Source organism: Helicobacter pylori, from assembly GCF_011175115.1.
Classification (GTDB): domain Bacteria; phylum Campylobacterota; class Campylobacteria; order Campylobacterales; family Helicobacteraceae; genus Helicobacter; species Helicobacter pylori_DF.
The window spans coordinates 624,976-642,555 of sequence record NZ_SHOW01000001.1 but is presented as its reverse complement, the minus strand read 5'-3'; the positions used below and the strand labels follow the sequence as shown (position 1 = coordinate 642,555).

Here is a 17,580-nt window from a genome sequence, read left to right as displayed (position 1 = left end):
CTTAAAGGTATTTTTCTAACGCCTTAGGAATATGGATGCTCCCATCCGCTTGCTGGTGGTTTTCCATTAAAGCGACCATTGTCCTGCCTACCGCCAAAGAAGAGCCGTTTAAGGTGTGCGCTAATTGGTTTTTTTGATTTTCTTTGAAGCGGATTTTGGCACGTCTAGCTTGAAAATCCCTCGTGTTAGACACCGAGCTGATTTCTCTGTAGCAATTTTGCCCGGGCAGCCACACTTCAATGTCTATCGTGTTGCTCGCGCTAAAGCCTAAATCCCCACTGCACAATTGCACGAACCGGTGCGGTAATTCCAAAGCCTTTAAAATTTCGCTCGCGCTCTCTAGCATATGCTCTTGCATGACATCGCTTTCTTTAGGGTGCGTGATAGCCACAAGCTCCACTTTATCAAACTGGTGCTGTCTTATCATCCCCCTTGTGTCCTTGCCCGCGCTCCCTGCTTCGCTCCTAAAACAAGGCGTGTGCGCGGTCATTTTAATGGGGAGGTTTTCAACGCTAATAATGGTGTCGTTGTAGAGATTAGTGAGCGTTACTTCAGCGGTGGGGATTAAATACAAATTTTCATTTTCTATTTTGAAAACATCTTCTTTGAATTTGGGTAATTGCCCGGTCCCAAAAAGCATTTTTTCATTCACTAACGCCGGCGTGTAGATGATTTCAAAGCCGTTTTTTTCATTAAAATCTAACATTAAATGAATGAGCGCGCGATAAATTTTCGCCCCAAAACCCCTAATGACCGAAAAACGGCTTTTGGCGAGTTTCACGCCGCTTTCAAAATCAATCCAGCCGTTTTTTTGAGCGAGTTCAAAATGCTCTTTGGGTTTGAAAGTGAAAACCCTTGGGGTTAAGATTTTTTTAATCTCTATGTTGTCTTCTTCGCTTGCGCCTAAAGGGGTTTTTTCATCCACCAGATTGGGGATTATGGAAAGCTTCAAATCAATTTGTTGCTCCAATTCGCCCACGCTTTTGGAAAGCTCATTGAGTTTGATTTTATTGTTTTCTAGCTCTTTTTTAAGATCGCTTGTATCCACTTTTTGAGCCATTTTGATGCCAAATTCTTTAGAAACCTTGTTTTGAAAGGCTTGCAAGCCTTCTAATTCAATGAGCTGCTTTTTATAATGCGTGATGACTTCGCGCAAACGCTCTAACTCATCATCCATCGCATTATTACGCTTTTTTAAAGAAAGAGTCACCTTATCAAAATCTTGCAATAAAAGTTTTCTATCAATCATTCAACCCTCTTTAATCGTTCTAAAATGCCACAATTTAGCCCATTCATCAATTTCATTTTTATCCATTTGAGCGTTCAAAGCCCCCATTTTACCCTCTAAAGAATCTTCAATAGCGCCATTAGGCAAAGCCACAAAACTATCCCCATAAAATTTCCACAAAAATTCGTTTTTTTGATCTTCTTCTACAATGATCTGGCGATACGCTCCGATCCTGTTAGCCCTAACCACCACGCAAGAAGCGCAAAAAGCGCGCATCTGGCACAAAAGCCGCCACCTTTCATTGGATTCAAAGGTGGCCGCACTGCTTAAAAGCACCACATCCACGCCCTGATTTTTAGCCTGAACCCATATTTCATCAAAATGCGCTTCAAAGCCAAACAAAGGGGCGATTCTTAAGCCGTCTCTTTCAAAAACTAACAATTCTTTAAAAGCGCTTTTTTCATTGTCAAAAAAACTCTCTTCATCCCAGTGAGGATAGGGGATTAAGCGTTGTTGCGTGTAATACTTCACGCTTTCTTTAGAAATGAGAGCGATTTTTTTATAGATTTTAGAACGTTCTTCTAAAAGCACCGGAGCTGAAACGATCAAATCCAATTCTTCGCATTTTTGAGACAAAAACTCTATCGCTCGCTTGGACTGATCGCTGATTTCATTCAAATCCAATCCCATGTTATGGTGGAAAAAGGGGTTGATCACATACTCAGGCAACACCACCACGCTTTGCTTAGGTATGGAGTTGAACAAGGATTGCATGAGGGTTTCTTTAAAAGACTCTAGCTGTAAAGCAAACACTCGCATCCTTTAAGCCTTTTTGTCTGGCGTTTGGAGTTTTTCATACTCCAAATAAGCGTTTTCTAAAAGCTTTTGAGCCAAAAATAATTCTTGCATGGCCGTTTTATACAAATCCATCCCGTCTTTTAAGGACAAGTTAGGATCATTCAAGCGATCTATGGCTTGCTCTAGGGAATGAACATGCTCTTCAAAGCTTTTTTTAGGGGCGTTTTTAGTGTTCTTAGTATTTTTTTGGGGGGCTTTTTCGGTTTCAAATAATTCATCTTGCATAACATTCCTTTAGCTTTTTCTAACAAGCATGGTCGTTGAAATTTGAGCGATAGAATCTTCAGTCCTTAAAATCTCAAACCCTGCATTTTTTAATTCATGCTTCAAACCCTCCAAACTCAAAAACCCCTCAATGGATTGCGGTAAATAAGAATAAGCGCCATAATTCTTACTGATAGCCCCTCCCACTAAAGGCAAAACCTTATTCGTGTAAAACCCTGAGATTTTATCCAGCCATGTGGGGTTGTCTTTTTTTAAAAATTCTAAAATCACTAAAACGCCCCTAGGCTTTAACACCCTAAAAAACTCTTTTAAAGCCTCTTGTCTTTCCACGACATTACGCAAGCCATACGCAATGGAAAGGATATCCACGCTGTTATTTTCAACGCCCTTTAAATCTTTGGCTTGAGCCTGAATGAAAGAAGCTTTGTTTTCAAGCTCTTCACATTTTTTAATGGCTAATTCAAGCATGTTATTAGAGGGGTCAATCCCCAAACATTCCTTAAACTCTATGCCGCAATTGAGAGCGCTTTTTTGCCAAGCTATGAGCATATCCCCCGTCCCGCATGCCACATCCACAAGCCTTAACGCTTTTTTATTCTCCAAAAACAAAAACGCATGCTCGCAAGCCCTTTGGCGCCATTTAACGTCTAAGCCAAAACTCATCAAGCGGTTGGCTTGATCGTAAGAGCTGGCTATATCATCAAACATGTTGATGATTTTTTCTTGCTTGAGGTGCTTTTCTTTTTTCATGACTTTTCTTTTTTCATGGCTTGTCTTTAAAAAGGCTTGACAACCACTAAGATCACAATGAGAATCATTAAAATCGTGGGTATTTCATTAAACACACGATAAAACCTTGCGTTTCTTCTTGTGGGGTCTTTTTCTAGCTCGCGCATGCATTTCTTGCAATAAAAATGATAGACTAAAAGCAAGATCACTAAAGCCAATTTAGCATGCAACCAACCCCCACTTTTAAAGAGCGTGGGCTCTATCAACAGCATTAAAATCCCTGTGATAAGCGTGAAACCCATAGCCGGTGAAGCGATAAAGGAATAAAGCTTTTTTTCTTGGATTTTAACCACTCCTACAAACTCTTTTTTATGCGCGTTTTCTGCATGATAGACAAAAAGGCGCGGCAAATAAAATAACGCCGCCATCCACGAAATGACCGCTATCACATGGAAAGCCTTAACCCATAAAAAATACCCATTCAAAAATCCCATACCACTCTCCCTAATTTATCTTATTTTGTTGTAAAAACGCTTGCAAATTTTCTCTTTCGCCGCTGATTTCCACTTCCACGCTTTGGTTTGAAAAATTCTTTTTGCTTAATTGTAAGCTAAATTTCTTAATTTCACGCTGAAGATGATCCAATTCTTTGTAAGAATAATGAGCGCTTAAAGTTTCTAACTCCACAAAATCCTTAAAAGCGTTTTCTCTTTGAGCGTTTTCTACGCACAATAACGCGCTCTTAGCATAAGCCTTCATCAAGCCCCCCACCCCTAAAAGCGTGCCTCCAAAATAACGCACGCTAACTAATCCTATATTGATCAAATCCTCTCGCCTTAAAACGCTAAGCATAGGCATGCCTGAACTCCCTTTAGGCTCGCCATCATCGCTAAAACCCTCCGTGATTTTGCCCTCTAAAGAATAGCGGAACGCCGTTACAAAATGCGCGGCTTTAAAATGCTCTTTTTTCAATTGCAAAAGGGTTTTTTCAAAATCGCTAAAAGGCATAAGATACCCTAAAAAGCGAGACGCTTTAATCTGGTGCTTGGAGGTGATGAGGTGTTTAAGCGTTTTCACAAGCTTTCTTTAAAGAGCTGAGTTTGAACACGCACCCTATAAAACTCACGATAAAAATCGCAATAAGCGCATAAAAATGGATGGAAACATCTATAAATTCCGCATGCATTTGATTCAATCGCCCGAGCAAACTGATCCCATGATAAGCTGGCACTATTTGAACGAAAACCTGTAAATAAGAGGGCAAGGATTCAAAAGGCCACACAAAACCCATCATAAAAATCAAGGGCAAAGAAGAGATTAAAACGATTTGAGTGGTGTGGGCTTCATTTTTGATCCATGCCCCTAAAAACGACCCCAAACTCAAGGTTGCAAGCATGAAAATCAAGCTATTCAAAAACACCATTAAAGCGCTCCCATGCCGTTCGATCCCATAAAAAGAAAACAGCGCCCCAAAATACAACAAAATAAAAACGCTAAACGCTGCCATGAACACCAAGAGTCTTGCACACAGCCTTAAAGCGATTTGCTTTTTATCTAAAAGGGCTAATTCCAAACGCCTGGAGCTAGTAAACATGCTGCTTGCAATGAGCATCACCTGGTGCAAAATGAAAACAAACACGCTAGAGAGCGCGTAATTCAAATACCCCTCACTAGGGTTATACAAGGCGATAGGCCTGATTTTAATCCCATCTGTCCCTAATTCAGCTTCTTCTATCTGGGCGTTGCGTTTGAATCTTATCTCATCATTTAAAGCGTTGATGCTCTCCACCACCGCATTCGCTAACGCGCCATAAATCAAAAAGTAATTGGAATTCGCATAAAAATCTATCGTTACAGGCACTTGTTTATGGACATTGGCTTCAAAATGCGAAGGGATATGCAAGATCCCATAAATTTTTTCTTCTTTTAAAAGCTTTTTGGCTTCCAGCATAGAGGGGCTAAAAAAAGCGATTTCTAACTCGTTGGAGCTTTGCGCCATGAAGGCTAATTGCCTAGAAAGGAAGGAATTGTCTTCATCTACAAGGGCGATTTTTTGCTGCGTTACGATGTCTTTCAAATAAGGCAAAGGGTATAATAAGCCATAGATTAAAGGAGCGCCTATAAGGATTAATAAAACGCCTTTATGAGAAACAATAGCCCTTAATTCCATTAAAAGGATTTTAAAAAAATTCATGCACTAGCCTTGTCTTTTTTAAAAGAAAAATAAAAAATCAAAAGCCCTAAAGCTAAAAAAATCAAAAAGAACACAAGCGGCATTAACGAATTTAAAGACTCGGTAAAATCCGTCTTATAATAAGCCTCTTGTAAAAAGAACTTCATAAAATGGCTAATGGGCAAGCAATGGCTCCAAAAATCCCCAAAAATTTCCATGTTGTTTTGCGGGTAAGTCACCCCAGCAAAAGCAAAGCTTGGAGCGGTATAGACCCCAATCGCACCCGCAGTTTCAATAACGCTTTTTGAAATGCCATAAACTAGCACCACAAACCCGCTCATAACGAGCGCCATTAAAACTACCGCCAAAAAGACCAACAACAAATGTGCATAATTCCCCTGCATGCCAATGAAATTAAAATAAAACGCCATGCCCATCCCCCAAAAGCTAAACACACACGCATTCGCTAAAATACTGATTAAAAGCTCTCGCATGTTAGAGATTTTTTGAATGAAATTGAGCATGCCAATCGCAATCAAAATAAGCCACATGCAAGGCAGCATCACGCTTAAAAGGTATTGCGTGTAATTGTTTTCTTCATTGTATAGGGCATGCAATTGCAAAACAATAGGCATTGCTTGGGCTTTAGCGGAAATCAAATTGGAATCTCGCACTAAAGCTTTGGTGGCTAAGGTTTTAGCGTCTAAAGTCAAAGCGGTTTGCAAAAAGGCGTTTTTGAGCGTTTTGCCCACTAAAACGTACTCAGCGTTATAATAAAAGGGCAAATCAATCTTTCGCCCCATTTTGATTTTTCTCTCCAAATCCTTAGGCAAAACCAACGCCCCATACGCTTCAGCGGAGTTTAAAAAGCGTTTGGCTTCTAAAAGGCTAGCCACTTGGTATTTGATTTCAACCGCACTCGTTGCGCCTAATTCAAACGCCACTTGATGGCTTGTCGTGGTTTTATCCAAATCCACCACCACGATAGGGAGCTGTCTTGGGATTTCTTGTTTAAAGATTTGCGTGCCTAAAACCCCTAAACAAAAAGGCAATATAAAACACACGATAAACAAGAACTTGTCTTGTAAAACCCATGCGCTTATCAATCTGAACAAAACAATCCTTTCTAAGGTTTAATGGTAACTAACACGCTCATCCCTACCCTAAAATTTTCCAACTCTTCTAAGGGTATGGCCTCCACTTCATAGCTTTTCATGTCGTAAGTGTTGGAATTATTCGTCGCTTTCCAAGTCGCAAAATCCCCCATCACGCTCAAATATTTGACCCTGAATTTCGCGCTTTTTTTCAACGCTGGGATATAGCCTTCAAATTCCTTACCCACTTTAAACTCGTTCAAATACTTTTCAGGCACGCTGATTTTTAACCAACTATCCTTTAAATCTATCATGAGCACCACAGGAAAGCCCTTAGGGCTAAGCTCACCGCTGCTCAAAAGCACATTACTCACTTCCCCATCAATAGGGGCTAGGGCTTTGACATCTTTTAAGTAGGATTCCACTTCATTCACTTGCCCTAGCGCCGCGCTCTCTTTAGCCTTAGCGGCAATCTTACTTTCAGAACTCGCCCCCCCTAAAGCCATTTTATACTTTTGGTAAGCCGCGCTCTCGTTGTATTTGGTGCTTTCATAGGCCGCATAGGCTTCATCGCGTTTTTGCAAACTCGCCACGCCATTGTCATACAAATCTTGAACGCGCTTATAAGTCTCCTTAGCCAAATTCGCTTGGGATTTTGCCGCTTGCCAAACGTCCCTCGCAGAATTGATCGTTTCATCTCTTGAGCCTCTTTTCACTTCATCGCTAAGCGCTTTAGCGGCTTTATGCCCGGCTTCAGCTTGAGCGAGCTTGGCTTCTAATTCAGGGCTAGAAATGCTAAAAACTAAATCGCCCTTTTTAATGTGATCGCCTTTTTTAACAAACACCTTTTCAATGCGGCCAGGGACTTTGGAGCTCACGCTGTATTCTCTGGCCTCCAAAAACCCTTGCAACACTTCAGCCTTAGGGCGATAAGCTAAATAAAAAAGCACGATTAGCCCTAACAATAAAGCCCCACCCCCTGTAAGAATCGCTTTATTTTTATCCAACATGCTATTTGACATGATTTTTTCCTTTAATAAACAAATTCATAAAATAAATCAATATGATCGCTTAACGCCATTAAACTCGCTAATGAAACGATGTATTTATAAGCCACGCTTTTTTGCTCCACGATGATAGAAGAAAGCGTGTTCCTCGCATCAATGACTTGAGCGTTCGTGCTTAAGCCTTGTAAAAAGGCTTGCTCTTGGAGCTTTAAATTTTCCTTGGCTAATTCCACGCTAGAAAGCAAGCTTTTGTATTCTTTCAAATAAGAAAGCGTCTCTTTATAAGTCTTATTCACTAACAATTCCATGTTTTTTTTAGCCTGGATTTGTTCGCTACTAGCTTGCAACTCCGCTAATTTGCTCGCTTGGTATTTTTGGATACGCCCTGTGGGGGAGAGTATGGGCATGCGCCCGGCCACGCCCACAAACCAACTAGGGATCATGTCTTCAAACACCGAATTGTTTTGCTTCATGAGATAAGAGCCAAAAAAATGCACTTGGGGCAAGAATTTAGCGATCTGAAGTTTCGTGTTTTCTTTAGAAATTTGAATCTGATTTTCTAAAGTCTTTAAAGCCGGGTAAGAATTGAGCGTGGAAGCAACAAAAAAGCTCAAATCGGGCAGGTTTTTCTCTGTGTGGATCTCTAATTTGCTTGAAGGCGCTAGATCGTCTTTGCTAGACAAAATAGAATTGAACGAGAGCTGCGAAACTTCTAACACATCTTTAGCCTTAACGCTAGCGATATGGGCCTTATCATAAGCCACTTGAGCGCCTAAGGTTTCTACCCTAGCGATTTGCCCTACTTTTTGCATTTTTAAAGCGTTTTGGAAATGCTTATAATGGCCTTTTTCCACTTCTTCTAAAGTTTCAGCCACTTCTGCGTTTAACACCATACCATAATACACGCTCACAAGCTCTTGAAAAGTGGAAAGCTTTTTCAAACGATACACTTCGTTAGCGTCTTTTTGCATCAAATCCGCAATGCGCACCATCGTGAATCTTGCCCCACCCATATAAAGGGGATAAATAATGCTCAAAGCCCCAATCACCACATTTTGCTTAGAAAACAATAAGGGGGCTTCTAATGTGCTGCTCAAAGCCCCAAAACCTTGCATCACCCCTTGCATGCCCGCTTGGATTTGAGGGGTTAATACTTGAGGAGGGATATTTTGCTGAATGTTTTGCAAGCCTTGATGAATCTGGTTGGTGGCTTTTTGCACGCCCGGTTGTTTTTGGCTGGCAAAATCCATTTTAATGGGGTTAGAGAGATACACGTAAAAAGCGCTCAAATCAATTTGAGGCAAAAAAGAAAGCTTAGCCGCTAATTTCATTTTACTCGCTCTTTTAATGGCGTATTCTTGCGCATGCAAGCCTTCATGGTTGGATAACACCCTATTCCATGCGTTTTTTAAAGAAAGTTTTTGAGCGTTAGGGTGGTTCAAAGGTAGGCTGTCTTCAGCCAAATTCAAAGAAGAAGGCTCGGTTTGAGAAATCCCATCAACAGCGTTCAAAGAGCTATTGAATAATAAGCCCAATACAAAGAGGGTTGTTTTGTTCATGCTTCATTTTCTCCCTGATCTTGTTTAACCGCTTTCAAGCGTTTTATCCTAGCCCCATCCACGCTTAAGACTTCAAAAGAATACCCATGCGAAACGATTGTATCTCCCTCCATAGGCATGCGCTCTAACAAGCTAAAAACATAGCCCCCAAGCGTTACCTGCTCGCATTCTTTGTCAAATTCAATGTGAAGCACTTCTTCTACACTCTCTAAATCCAGCATGCCCTCTAATTCAAACACGCCCTCTTCAAGCTTGTTCACGCCCTCTTGTTTCAAATCGTATTCGTCGCTAATCTCGCCCATGATCTCTTCAATAATATCTTCCATAGTGAGCAACCCGGCCGTGCCGCCGTATTCATCAATCACCAAAGCGGTATGGATTTGCTCTTTTTTCATTTTAATAAGGATTTGAGAAATGGAAGCGCTTTCAGGGACGATGATCATTTTCCTAACGATTTGCTTGAAATCATGCATTTTAGGGGTAAAAATAGAGCGAGAAAGCAAGTCCCTAATATGCACCATGCCGATAATGTTATCCTTAGAACCCTTACAATAAGGATAGCGCGTGAAGCGGCTTTTTAAAACAATGTCTATATTTTCTTCATAGCTGTTTTCTTCGTCCAAACACACCATGTCTTTTCGTGGGGTCATGATTTCTTTAGCGCTCGTGTCAGAAAAATCCACCGCGTTTTTAATGATTTCGCCCTCCACCGAATCAATAATGCCCTCTCTCAAACTCTCGCCCACAATGATTTTTAACTCTTCTTCAGAATGCGTGCCGTCATGCTCTTTAGGATTGATGCCCACTTTTTTTAAAAAGAAATGAGCGATCACATCAAACAGGTGCACCACCGGATAAAACACCACCCAAAACACATGCAAAGGGCGCGCGGCAAAAAGAGCGGCTTTTTCAGATTTAGCGATCGCTAAAGATTTAGGCACAATCTCGCCTAGCACGACATGCAAAAAAGTGATGCTTAAAAACGCTATGACCACGCTCATTGAATGGATAAAAATAGGATTTTCTCTCAAATCCATAGACTCAAACAGCACGGCTAACAATTTTGCGATAGCGGGCTCACCCACCCAGCCTAAAGCTAATGAAGAAAGGGTGATGCCTAACTGCGTAGCGCTCAAATAAGTGTCTAGTCTTTGACTCATCTTTAAAGCGAGTTTAGCGTTGGAATTACCGATTTTAACCAACTCTTCTAAACGGGTTTTACGCACTTTCACAAGAGCAAACTCTGAAAGCACAAAAAAAGCGTTCAACAGCACCAATAAAAAAGCAACCATCAACATCAAAATTGATTCAGACGGATCCAAATAAGCTCCTTGATTCCTCCCCATGACTTTAAACCTAAAACCTAACGATAAATATAAAATATATAAAATCTTAGAATTTTAACATAAAAGATTAAGCCTAACTTTAAAAATCAAGCCTTTAAAAAACCCTAGAAATACTTTTCTATAAAACCAAGAGCCACAAAAAGAAGCGCGCCTAAAAGTGCAGAAACCGGCACGGTTACCAACCAAGCGGTAACAATCTTTTTTAAAATGGAGCGTTTGATCACTTCTTCTTTATACACTTTTTTAAGCGACTTTTTTTCTTTCTTTTTTAATTCCAAAGCGATAGCGGTGTTCTTGCTTTTTTTCAAGCTCTCTAGCATGAGCGATTTTTCTTTCAAATTGGCTTTATCAAAGCGCTCTAAAAAACCTTCAATTTCTTCTAAATCTTCCCCAAAGTGCGCCGCTACAATGTTGTCTCTGATTCTAGCAAAACGCCTTCTGGATTGCTCTCTTAAACGCTCCCTTAAAAAGCCCACCCCAAACACCGCACCCACCACAATATGCGTAGAGCTTACGGGCAAGCCTAATTGAGAGGCTAAAAGCACGGTGATGACTGCTGAAAGCGCGATGCAAAAAGCTTGCATTTTGTCTAATTCTGTGATTTCAGACCCCACCGTTTTAATGAGCTTTGGCCCATACAAACTCAAGCCTAAAGCGATCCCAGCTGCCCCTACTACCATAATCCACAAAGGCACAGAGCTTAAAGTATTCCCCATAGGGCTATTTGCATCTTCTAAAGTTTGACTGATAGCCGCTAAAGGGCCTATAGCGTTAGCCACGTCATTAGCCCCATGCGCAAAGCTTAAAAGCGCGGCGGCAAAAATCAAAGGGACATTGAAAAGCTCATTAATGCTTTCATGGCTGTTTTCTAATTGTGGGGCTTTTTTTAACACAAATCTTTTAAAAAGAATAAAGATTAAAAGCGCAAGGATGCAGCCGCAAGCCAGCTGGATTTCAAAATTCAGTGCATAAAGGCGTTTTAAAACCTTAACGATCAAATACCAACTGAATGTTAAGCTCATCAACGCTACCAAATAAGGCACGACCTTTAAAGCCGCGCTCTTTTTATCTTCTTTATAAGCGATAGTCTTTTTAATGAGCATTAAAAAAAACATCGCTATCAAAGCCCCCATTAAAGGCGAGACTACCCAACTAGCCACAATGCCGGATAAAAAATGCCAATTGACCGCTGCCATTCCAGCTGCTGCCATTCCAGCCCCCATAATCCCCCCCACTACAGAGTGTGAAGTGGAAACGGGAGCGCCTATTAAAGTCGCTACATGCAACCACAACGCCCCACTGAGTAAGCTAGCCAACATGACATTAATGAAAACATGCGCATCATTAATAAATTCAGGCGAAACGATACGGCCCTTAATCGTAGAAACCACTTCCCCCCCGGCAATGATCGCTCCAAGCATTTCACAAATCGCAGCGATCAAAATCGCCCCGCCCATGCTAATGGCTTTAGAGCCTACGGCAGGGCCGACATTATTAGACACATCGTTCGCACCAATATTCATCGCCATATACCCCCCAATCACGGCCGCAAAGATGAGCAACAATCCCTTAGAATTAGCCTGCCCAAAAATGAGAGCGAGCAAAGCGGCACCGATGAGGAACAAAAGAGCGAGAGCGATCTTTAAAGTGTCTTTTTGGAGTTTTTTGGAAGCTTTTTCAAACTCTTTGATGTTTCTAATTTCCATATCGTCATCAAAACCTTATTCTAATATATGGCTCTATTCTATCCAATTAGCCCTTGAGCCACTCTTAAAAAGCGTTGTTTGATAAAAATGGCTCATTATATGGTATCTTAAAGTAAAATTTTAAAAATAAGGTTTTTAAAAATGATAGAATTTAGCGATGAAGATTTACAAAAACCGGTGCGTATTGTGATAGAAAAGATCCGCCCTTACTTGCTCAAAGATGGCGGTAATATTGAAGTGCTAGGGGTGAAAAGCATGAAAATTTATGTAGCTTTAGAGGGAGCGTGTAAGACTTGCTCTAGCAGTAAAATCACTTTAAAAAATGTCATTGAAAGGCAGCTTAAAATGGACATTCACCCCAATTTAGAAGTGGTGTGCTTAGAAAACGCTAAGGAGTTTGATAAACTTTAAGGATGATTAGGCATGCAGAAGTTTGATTATGAATTTAAAAAGCGCGCGTTGATTAAAGATGGCTTTTTAGCGTTCAAGCAAGCCCATTACGCTGAAGCGTTACGCCTTTTTTCTGAAGTTTTGTTTTTGGATAAAGACAACCAAAAAGCCAAAGTGGGGGCGTTATTAAGCGACATCGCTAAGGATTTCCCTAAAGAAGCCCATAGCTTTTATGAATTGTATCAAAGCTTGATCGCTATGCAAAAACGAAGTTTAAAAAACCAAGCTGAAGAGCAAATCATCAATTTGATCGCTTCTTTTGATGAGGGATTGAACCAAATGACTGAAAAGATTGATGCGCAAATTTCTCAAAAAGGCGAGGAATTGAACGGCATTTTGTATGCGGATTTCAAACGCTTGAGCCTGGAGCGCGGTTTTAAGGAAGCGTTTGAGGATTTGATGTTCAGCTCTAGGGTGATTTTTGACAATAAAGAGGATTTTTATGAATTTTTGAAAGAATTGAACCACTATGGCTATTACGAATTAGCAATAAATTACATTGAAAACATGCATGAAGATTCTTTTATTTACGATGAATTTTTGCGTTCTCTTTTAGAAGACGCTCTCAAATCCAATAAGGCTTAAAGAATGAAACTTAAAAAAACCCTAACTTATCGCAACCGCACCTATTCTTTTTTAAGCGATAACACGAATGAAGTTTTAGAAAACCCTGAAGAAATCCTTTTTGTCAAAACGCCTTTAAATGAAAAATACTCTCCCTTAATTGCAGAAAAAAACCTGGCTATTTTGGATTTCAATGAGCTTAAAAACTACTTTGATTTTAAGATTAAAATTGTAGGAATTACTGGCACTAATGGTAAAACGACCACAGCGAGTTTAATGTATTCCTTGCTCTTAGATTTGAATAAAAAGACCGCTCTTTTAGGCACAAGAGGGTTTTTTATTAACGATGAACGCATCAAAGAAAAGGGCTTGACCACGCCCACTCTTTTAGAGCTTTATAGCGATTTAGAAGAAGCGGTGCGTTTGGGGTGTGAATACTTTATCATGGAAGTGAGCTCCCATGCGATTGTCCAAAAGCGCACCGCTGGGCTTGATTTTGCCCTTAAAGTCCTCACTAATATCACAAGCGATCATTTAGATTTCCATCAAAATATAGAAAATTACAGAGACGCTAAAAACAGCTTTTTTAAAGATGAGGGCTTGAAAGTCATCAACAGAGATGAAACAAACGCCCTTTTTAACCCCATTAACGCACGCACTTACGCGCTAGATAAAAAAGCGCATTTGAACGTTCAAGCCTTTTCGCTCAACCCCTCCATTAGCGCGTCTTTATGCTACCAACAAGATTTAAGAGATCCCAATCTTAAAGAAATCGCTCTCATCCATTCCCCCCTTTTAGGGCGTTACAACCTTTATAATATCTTAGCGGGCGTTTTAGGGGTCAAATCACTCACTCAATTACCGCTAGAAGCGATTGTGCCGTTATTAGAAAACTTTTATGGGGTTAAGGGGCGTTTGGAAGTGGTGCATTCTAAACCTTTAGTGGTCGTGGATTTTGCCCACACCACAGACGGCATGCAACAAGTCTTTGAAAGCTTTAAAAACCAAAAAATCACCGCTCTTTTTGGAGCAGGGGGCGATAGGGATAAAACCAAGCGCCCTAAAATGGGAGCGATAGCGAGTTGTTATGCGCATAAAATCGTCTTAACTTCAGACAACCCTAGAAGCGAGAATGAAGAAGACATTATTAAGGATATTTTAAAAGGCATCAATGATTCTTCTAAAGTCATTATAGAAAAAGACCGAAAAAAAGCCATTTTAAACGCTTTAGAAAATTTAAAAGACGATGAGGTGTTGTTGATTTTAGGCAAGGGCGATGAAAACATTCAAATCTTTAAAGACAAAACGATTTTTTTTAGCGACCAAGAAGTCGTTAAAGATTATTATCTCAATTTAAAACAAGGATAAACATGCAAGAATTCAGTCTGTGGTGCGATTTTATAGAAAGGGATTTTTTAGAAAACGACTTTTTAAAGCTCATTAATAAGGGGGCTATTTGCGGGGCGACGAGTAACCCCAGTTTGTTTTGTGAAGCGATCACCAAAAGCGCGTTTTATCAAGATGAAATCGCTAAACTCAAAGGCAAAAAAGCTAAAGAAATTTATGAAACTCTGGCGCTAAAGGATATTTTACAAGCTTCTAGCGCGTTAATGCCTTTATATGAAAAAGACCCTAACAATGGCTACATTAGCCTAGAAATTGACCCTTTTTTAGAAGATGATGCTATTAAAAGCATTGATGAAGCCAAGCGGTTATTCAAAACATTAAACCGCCCTAATGTGATGATTAAAGTCCCGGCGAGTGAAAGCGCTCTTGAAGTGATTAGCGCTTTAACTAAAGCCTCTATCCCTATTAATGTAACTTTAGTCTTTTCGCCTAAAATTGCCGGTGAAATCGCTCAAATCTTAGCCAAAGAAGCGCGAAAAAGAGCGGTCATTAGCGTGTTTGTCTCACGATTTGACAAAGAAATAGACCCTTTAGTGGCGCAAAACTTGCAAGCTCAAAGCGGGATTATCAACGCTACCGAGTGCTATCACCAAATCAACCAGCATGCCAATAAGCTGATAAGCACCCTTTTTGCGTCCACCGGCGTTAAATCCAACGCTTTAGCTAAAGATTATTACATTAAAGCGCTGTGTTTTAAAAACTCTATCAACACAGCCCCCCTAGAGGCTTTAAACGCTTATTTGCTTGACCCAAACACCGAGTATCAAACCCCTTTAAAAAGTACAGAAATTGAAGCGTTCAAAAAAGAATTAAAAGTGCAAAACATTGATTTAGAAAACACCGCTCAAAAACTCCTTAAAGAAGGCTTGATAGCGTTCAAACAATCCTTTGAAAAGCTTTTAAGCAGTTTTTGATTTTTAAGGGTTTTTTGGATAGAATAAGCCCTTATTTTATTTTAAAGGATTGACATGTTAGAAGGCGTTATTAGAGAGAGTATTACTAAAGCTAACGCTAAAGCTTTAAAAAAAGATGGCTATCTAATCGCAAACATTTATGGAAAGGGTATTGAAAACGTGAATTGCGCGTTCAAATTAAACCCTTTTATTAAATACCTTAAGGAAAAAAAGCATTTGATTTTCCCGGTGAAATTAGGGGATAAGACTTTTGAAGTCGTGGTTCAAGAATACCAAAAAAACCCTGTTACTAACGAGCTTATCCATGTGGATTTACTCGCTGTTACTAAGGGCGTGAAGTCCAAGTTTAAAGTCCCCGTCAAACACCAAGGCACTCCAGTGGGCTTGAAAAATAAAGGGATTTTGATGCTCTCTAAAAAGCGTATCAGCGTGGAATGCGCTCCAGAGCATCTGCCCGATCACTATTTGGTGGATGTAGCCCCTTTAGACGTGAATGAGTCTATTTTGGTGCGCGATTTAGAAAAACACGAGAATGTGAAGATCTTAGATCATGATTCTATCGCTGTGATCGGTGTGATTAAAGCGAAGTGATTTCAGGTCATGACGCTTTTAGTGGGTTTAGGCAACCCTACTTTGCGTTACGCCCACACCAGACACAACGCTGGTTTTGATATTTTAGATTCGCTCGTTAGCGAATTGGATCTTTCTTTCGCTTTTTCTCCCAAACACAACGCTTATTTGTGCGTTTATAAGGATTTTATCTTACTCAAGCCCCAAACTTACATGAATTTGAGCGGCGAGAGCGTTTTAAGCGCTAAAAATTTTTACAAAACTGAAGAGCCTTTAATTGTCCATGACGACTTAGATTTACCTTTGGGCGTTGTGAAATTTAAAAAGGGTGGGGGGAATGGGGGGCATAACGGCTTAAAATCCATTGATTTATTGTGTTCTAGTTCTTATTACCGCTTGAGAGTAGGGATTTCTAAAGGGATCAATATCACTGAGCATGTGCTTTCAAAATTCCACAACAACGAAGAGCCTTTAAAAAACGCTGCGTTTGAACATGCCAAAAACGCCTTAAAATTTTTTATAGAAAGCCATGATTTTAACGCCATGCAAAATCGTTTCACGCTTAAAAAACCTTTAAAAATAGAAAATTAGATGCGCTCTATCCAAAATTTTAAGTTTTTATCATGGTTTGAATAAGGGTTTTAAGTGCGTTTGTTTAGATTTGTGGGGTGGTATTATTTCAAATATTTTTTAATCGTGCTTTTAGCTTTGGAATTGTTTTTTGTGGGCATTGACAGCCTGAAATACGCCGATAAAATGCCTGATTCTGCGAACATGATCATTTTATTTTTCACCTATGACATTTTATTTGCGCTCAATTACACCTTGCCCATTTCCTTGCTTTTAGCGATGGTTTTATTTTATATCGCGTTCATTAAATCCAACCAATACACCGCCCTGCTCTCCATTGGCTTTTCCAAACGCCAGATTTTAAACCCTATTTTTTTCATCAGCTTGTTTTTCACGGCTGTTTATGTGGGATTGAACGCGACTCCTTTTGTGTATATGGAAGAAAAAACGCAAAATTTGATCTATAAAGACAATTCTTTGAGCGTTTCAGAGCATTTGTTAGTGAAATATAACGATGATTACGTGTATTTTGATAAGATTAATCCCTTATTGCAAAAAGCCCAAAACATCAAGGTGTTTCGCTTAAAAGACAGGACTTTAGAATCTTATGCTGAAGCTAAAGAGGCTTTTTTTGAAGACAAATATTGGATCTTGCATGACACTACTATCTATGAGATGCCCTTAAGTTTTGAACTGGGCGCAAACGCTTTAAACACCACGCGTTTAGAAACCTTTAAAACGCTCAAAAATTTCCGCCCTAAAGTTTTAGACACCATTTACCAAAACAAGCCCGCGGTTTCTATCACAGACGCTCTTTTTTCCTTGCATGCTCTAGTGCGCCAAAACGCCGACACGAAAAAAGTGCGCTCGTTTTTGTATGTGTTTGCGATTTTGCCCTTTTTTGTGCCGTTTTTAAGCGTTTTAATCGCTTATTTTTCGCCCAGTCTCGCCCGCTATGAAAACCTGGCTCTTTTAGGGCTAAAGTTTATCATTATCACGCTCGTTGTTTGGGGGCTATTCTTTGCTTTAGGGAAGTTCAGCATTTCAGGGATACTCATTCCTGAAATAGGCGTGCTATCGCCCTTTTTCTTATTTTTAGCTCTTAGCCTTTGGTATTTTAAAAAGCTTAATAAGAGATTATGATTTTTAAATCTTACATATTACTAAGTGGTTTTATCCT

19 protein-coding genes are annotated in these 17,580 nt (G+C 40.0%); 7 read left to right on the top strand and 12 right to left on the bottom strand.

Annotated features, from left to right (window positions below; genetic code table 11):
- Nucleotide 1: 1 nt before the first annotated feature.
- The 12 genes from serS to EXS92_RS02975 form a co-directional block, all read right to left on the bottom strand.
- The gene (gene serS / locus EXS92_RS03030; RefSeq protein WP_165515509.1) at nt 2–1,249 is read right to left on the bottom strand and encodes a serine--tRNA ligase; all 1,248 of its coding nucleotides are present in this window, start codon (nt 1,247–1,249) and stop codon (nt 2–4) included.
- Complete coding sequence (locus EXS92_RS03025) at nt 1,250–2,047, bottom strand: carbon-nitrogen hydrolase family protein (protein ID WP_165515508.1); 798 nt, start codon at nt 2,045–2,047, stop codon at nt 1,250–1,252. It lies immediately after the preceding gene.
- Between the two features lie 3 nt (nt 2,048–2,050).
- A complete protein-coding gene (locus tag EXS92_RS03020) occupies nt 2,051–2,311 on the bottom strand; it encodes an exodeoxyribonuclease VII small subunit (protein WP_050844145.1) in 261 nt (86 codons plus the stop codon).
- A gap of 9 nt (nt 2,312–2,320) precedes the next feature.
- Nucleotides 2,321–3,061 (bottom strand): bifunctional demethylmenaquinone methyltransferase/2-methoxy-6-polyprenyl-1,4-benzoquinol methylase UbiE, encoded by a 741-nt coding sequence (gene ubiE, locus EXS92_RS03015; RefSeq protein WP_165509036.1) that lies wholly within the window; start codon nt 3,059–3,061, stop codon nt 2,321–2,323.
- Between the two features lie 26 nt (nt 3,062–3,087).
- Nucleotides 3,088–3,534 (bottom strand): protoporphyrinogen oxidase HemJ, encoded by a 447-nt coding sequence (gene hemJ / locus EXS92_RS03010; protein WP_165515507.1) that lies wholly within the window; start codon nt 3,532–3,534, stop codon nt 3,088–3,090.
- A 10-nt stretch (nt 3,535–3,544) separates the two neighbouring features.
- On the bottom strand, nt 3,545–4,117 hold the full coding sequence (locus EXS92_RS03005) for a YigZ family protein (RefSeq protein WP_165515506.1): 573 nt from the start codon (nt 4,115–4,117) through the stop codon (nt 3,545–3,547).
- Nucleotides 4,104–5,234: an ABC transporter permease gene (locus tag EXS92_RS03000; protein ID WP_165515505.1), complete on the bottom strand. Its 1,131-nt coding sequence runs from the start codon at nt 5,232–5,234 to the stop codon at nt 4,104–4,106. Before EXS92_RS03000 ends, EXS92_RS03005 begins: the two co-directional genes overlap by 14 nt.
- Nucleotides 5,231–6,328, bottom strand: coding sequence for an ABC transporter permease (locus EXS92_RS02995; protein ID WP_165515504.1), 1,098 nt, complete (start codon nt 6,326–6,328; stop codon nt 5,231–5,233). Before EXS92_RS02995 ends, EXS92_RS03000 begins: the two co-directional genes overlap by 4 nt.
- A gap of 11 nt (nt 6,329–6,339) precedes the next feature.
- Nucleotides 6,340–7,329 (bottom strand): HlyD family secretion protein, encoded by a 990-nt coding sequence (locus EXS92_RS02990; protein ID WP_207625070.1) that lies wholly within the window; start codon nt 7,327–7,329, stop codon nt 6,340–6,342.
- 11 nt (nt 7,330–7,340) lie between these two features.
- Nucleotides 7,341–8,873 (bottom strand): TolC family protein, encoded by a 1,533-nt coding sequence (locus tag EXS92_RS02985; protein ID WP_165515503.1) that lies wholly within the window; start codon nt 8,871–8,873, stop codon nt 7,341–7,343.
- Nucleotides 8,870–10,219, bottom strand: a complete 1,350-nt coding sequence (locus EXS92_RS02980; protein WP_165515502.1) for a hemolysin family protein — start codon at nt 10,217–10,219, stop codon at nt 8,870–8,872. The genes EXS92_RS02985 and EXS92_RS02980 overlap by 4 nt, the downstream gene beginning before the upstream one ends.
- A 104-nt stretch (nt 10,220–10,323) precedes the next feature.
- On the bottom strand, nt 10,324–11,925 hold the full coding sequence (locus tag EXS92_RS02975; protein WP_165515501.1) for an inorganic phosphate transporter: 1,602 nt from the start codon (nt 11,923–11,925) through the stop codon (nt 10,324–10,326).
- 141 nt (nt 11,926–12,066) lie between these two features.
- On the opposite strand from EXS92_RS02975, the gene EXS92_RS02970 reads away from it, so the two are divergent.
- The 7 genes from EXS92_RS02970 to EXS92_RS02940 are packed head-to-tail and all read left to right on the top strand — an operon-like array spanning nt 12,067 to nt 17,543.
- Entirely contained in the window at nt 12,067–12,336 is a 270-nt protein-coding gene (locus EXS92_RS02970) for a NifU family protein (RefSeq protein ID WP_000569296.1), read from the top strand.
- Nucleotides 12,337–12,348: 12 nt separating this feature from the next.
- Entirely contained in the window at nt 12,349–12,960 is a 612-nt protein-coding gene (locus EXS92_RS02965; RefSeq protein ID WP_001168589.1) for a hypothetical protein, read from the top strand.
- A 3-nt stretch (nt 12,961–12,963) separates the two neighbouring features.
- Nucleotides 12,964–14,307 carry a UDP-N-acetylmuramoyl-L-alanyl-D-glutamate--2,6-diaminopimelate ligase gene (locus tag EXS92_RS02960; RefSeq protein WP_165515500.1) on the top strand — a complete coding sequence of 448 codons (1,344 nt, stop codon included), beginning with the start codon at nt 12,964–12,966 and terminating at the stop codon, nt 14,305–14,307.
- A gap of 2 nt (nt 14,308–14,309) precedes the next feature.
- Nucleotides 14,310–15,260 (top strand): transaldolase, encoded by a 951-nt coding sequence (gene tal, locus EXS92_RS02955; RefSeq protein WP_165515499.1) that lies wholly within the window; start codon nt 14,310–14,312, stop codon nt 15,258–15,260.
- A 54-nt stretch (nt 15,261–15,314) separates the two neighbouring features.
- Entirely contained in the window at nt 15,315–15,851 is a 537-nt protein-coding gene (locus EXS92_RS02950) for a 50S ribosomal protein L25/general stress protein Ctc (protein WP_000889304.1), read from the top strand.
- Between the two features lie 9 nt (nt 15,852–15,860).
- A complete protein-coding gene (pth, locus tag EXS92_RS02945; protein WP_165515498.1) occupies nt 15,861–16,421 on the top strand; it encodes an aminoacyl-tRNA hydrolase in 561 nt (186 codons plus the stop codon).
- A 54-nt stretch (nt 16,422–16,475) separates the two neighbouring features.
- Nucleotides 16,476–17,543 (top strand): LptF/LptG family permease, encoded by a 1,068-nt coding sequence (locus EXS92_RS02940; RefSeq protein ID WP_001236142.1) that lies wholly within the window; start codon nt 16,476–16,478, stop codon nt 17,541–17,543.
- The last annotated feature ends 37 nt before the right edge of the window (nt 17,544–17,580 follow it).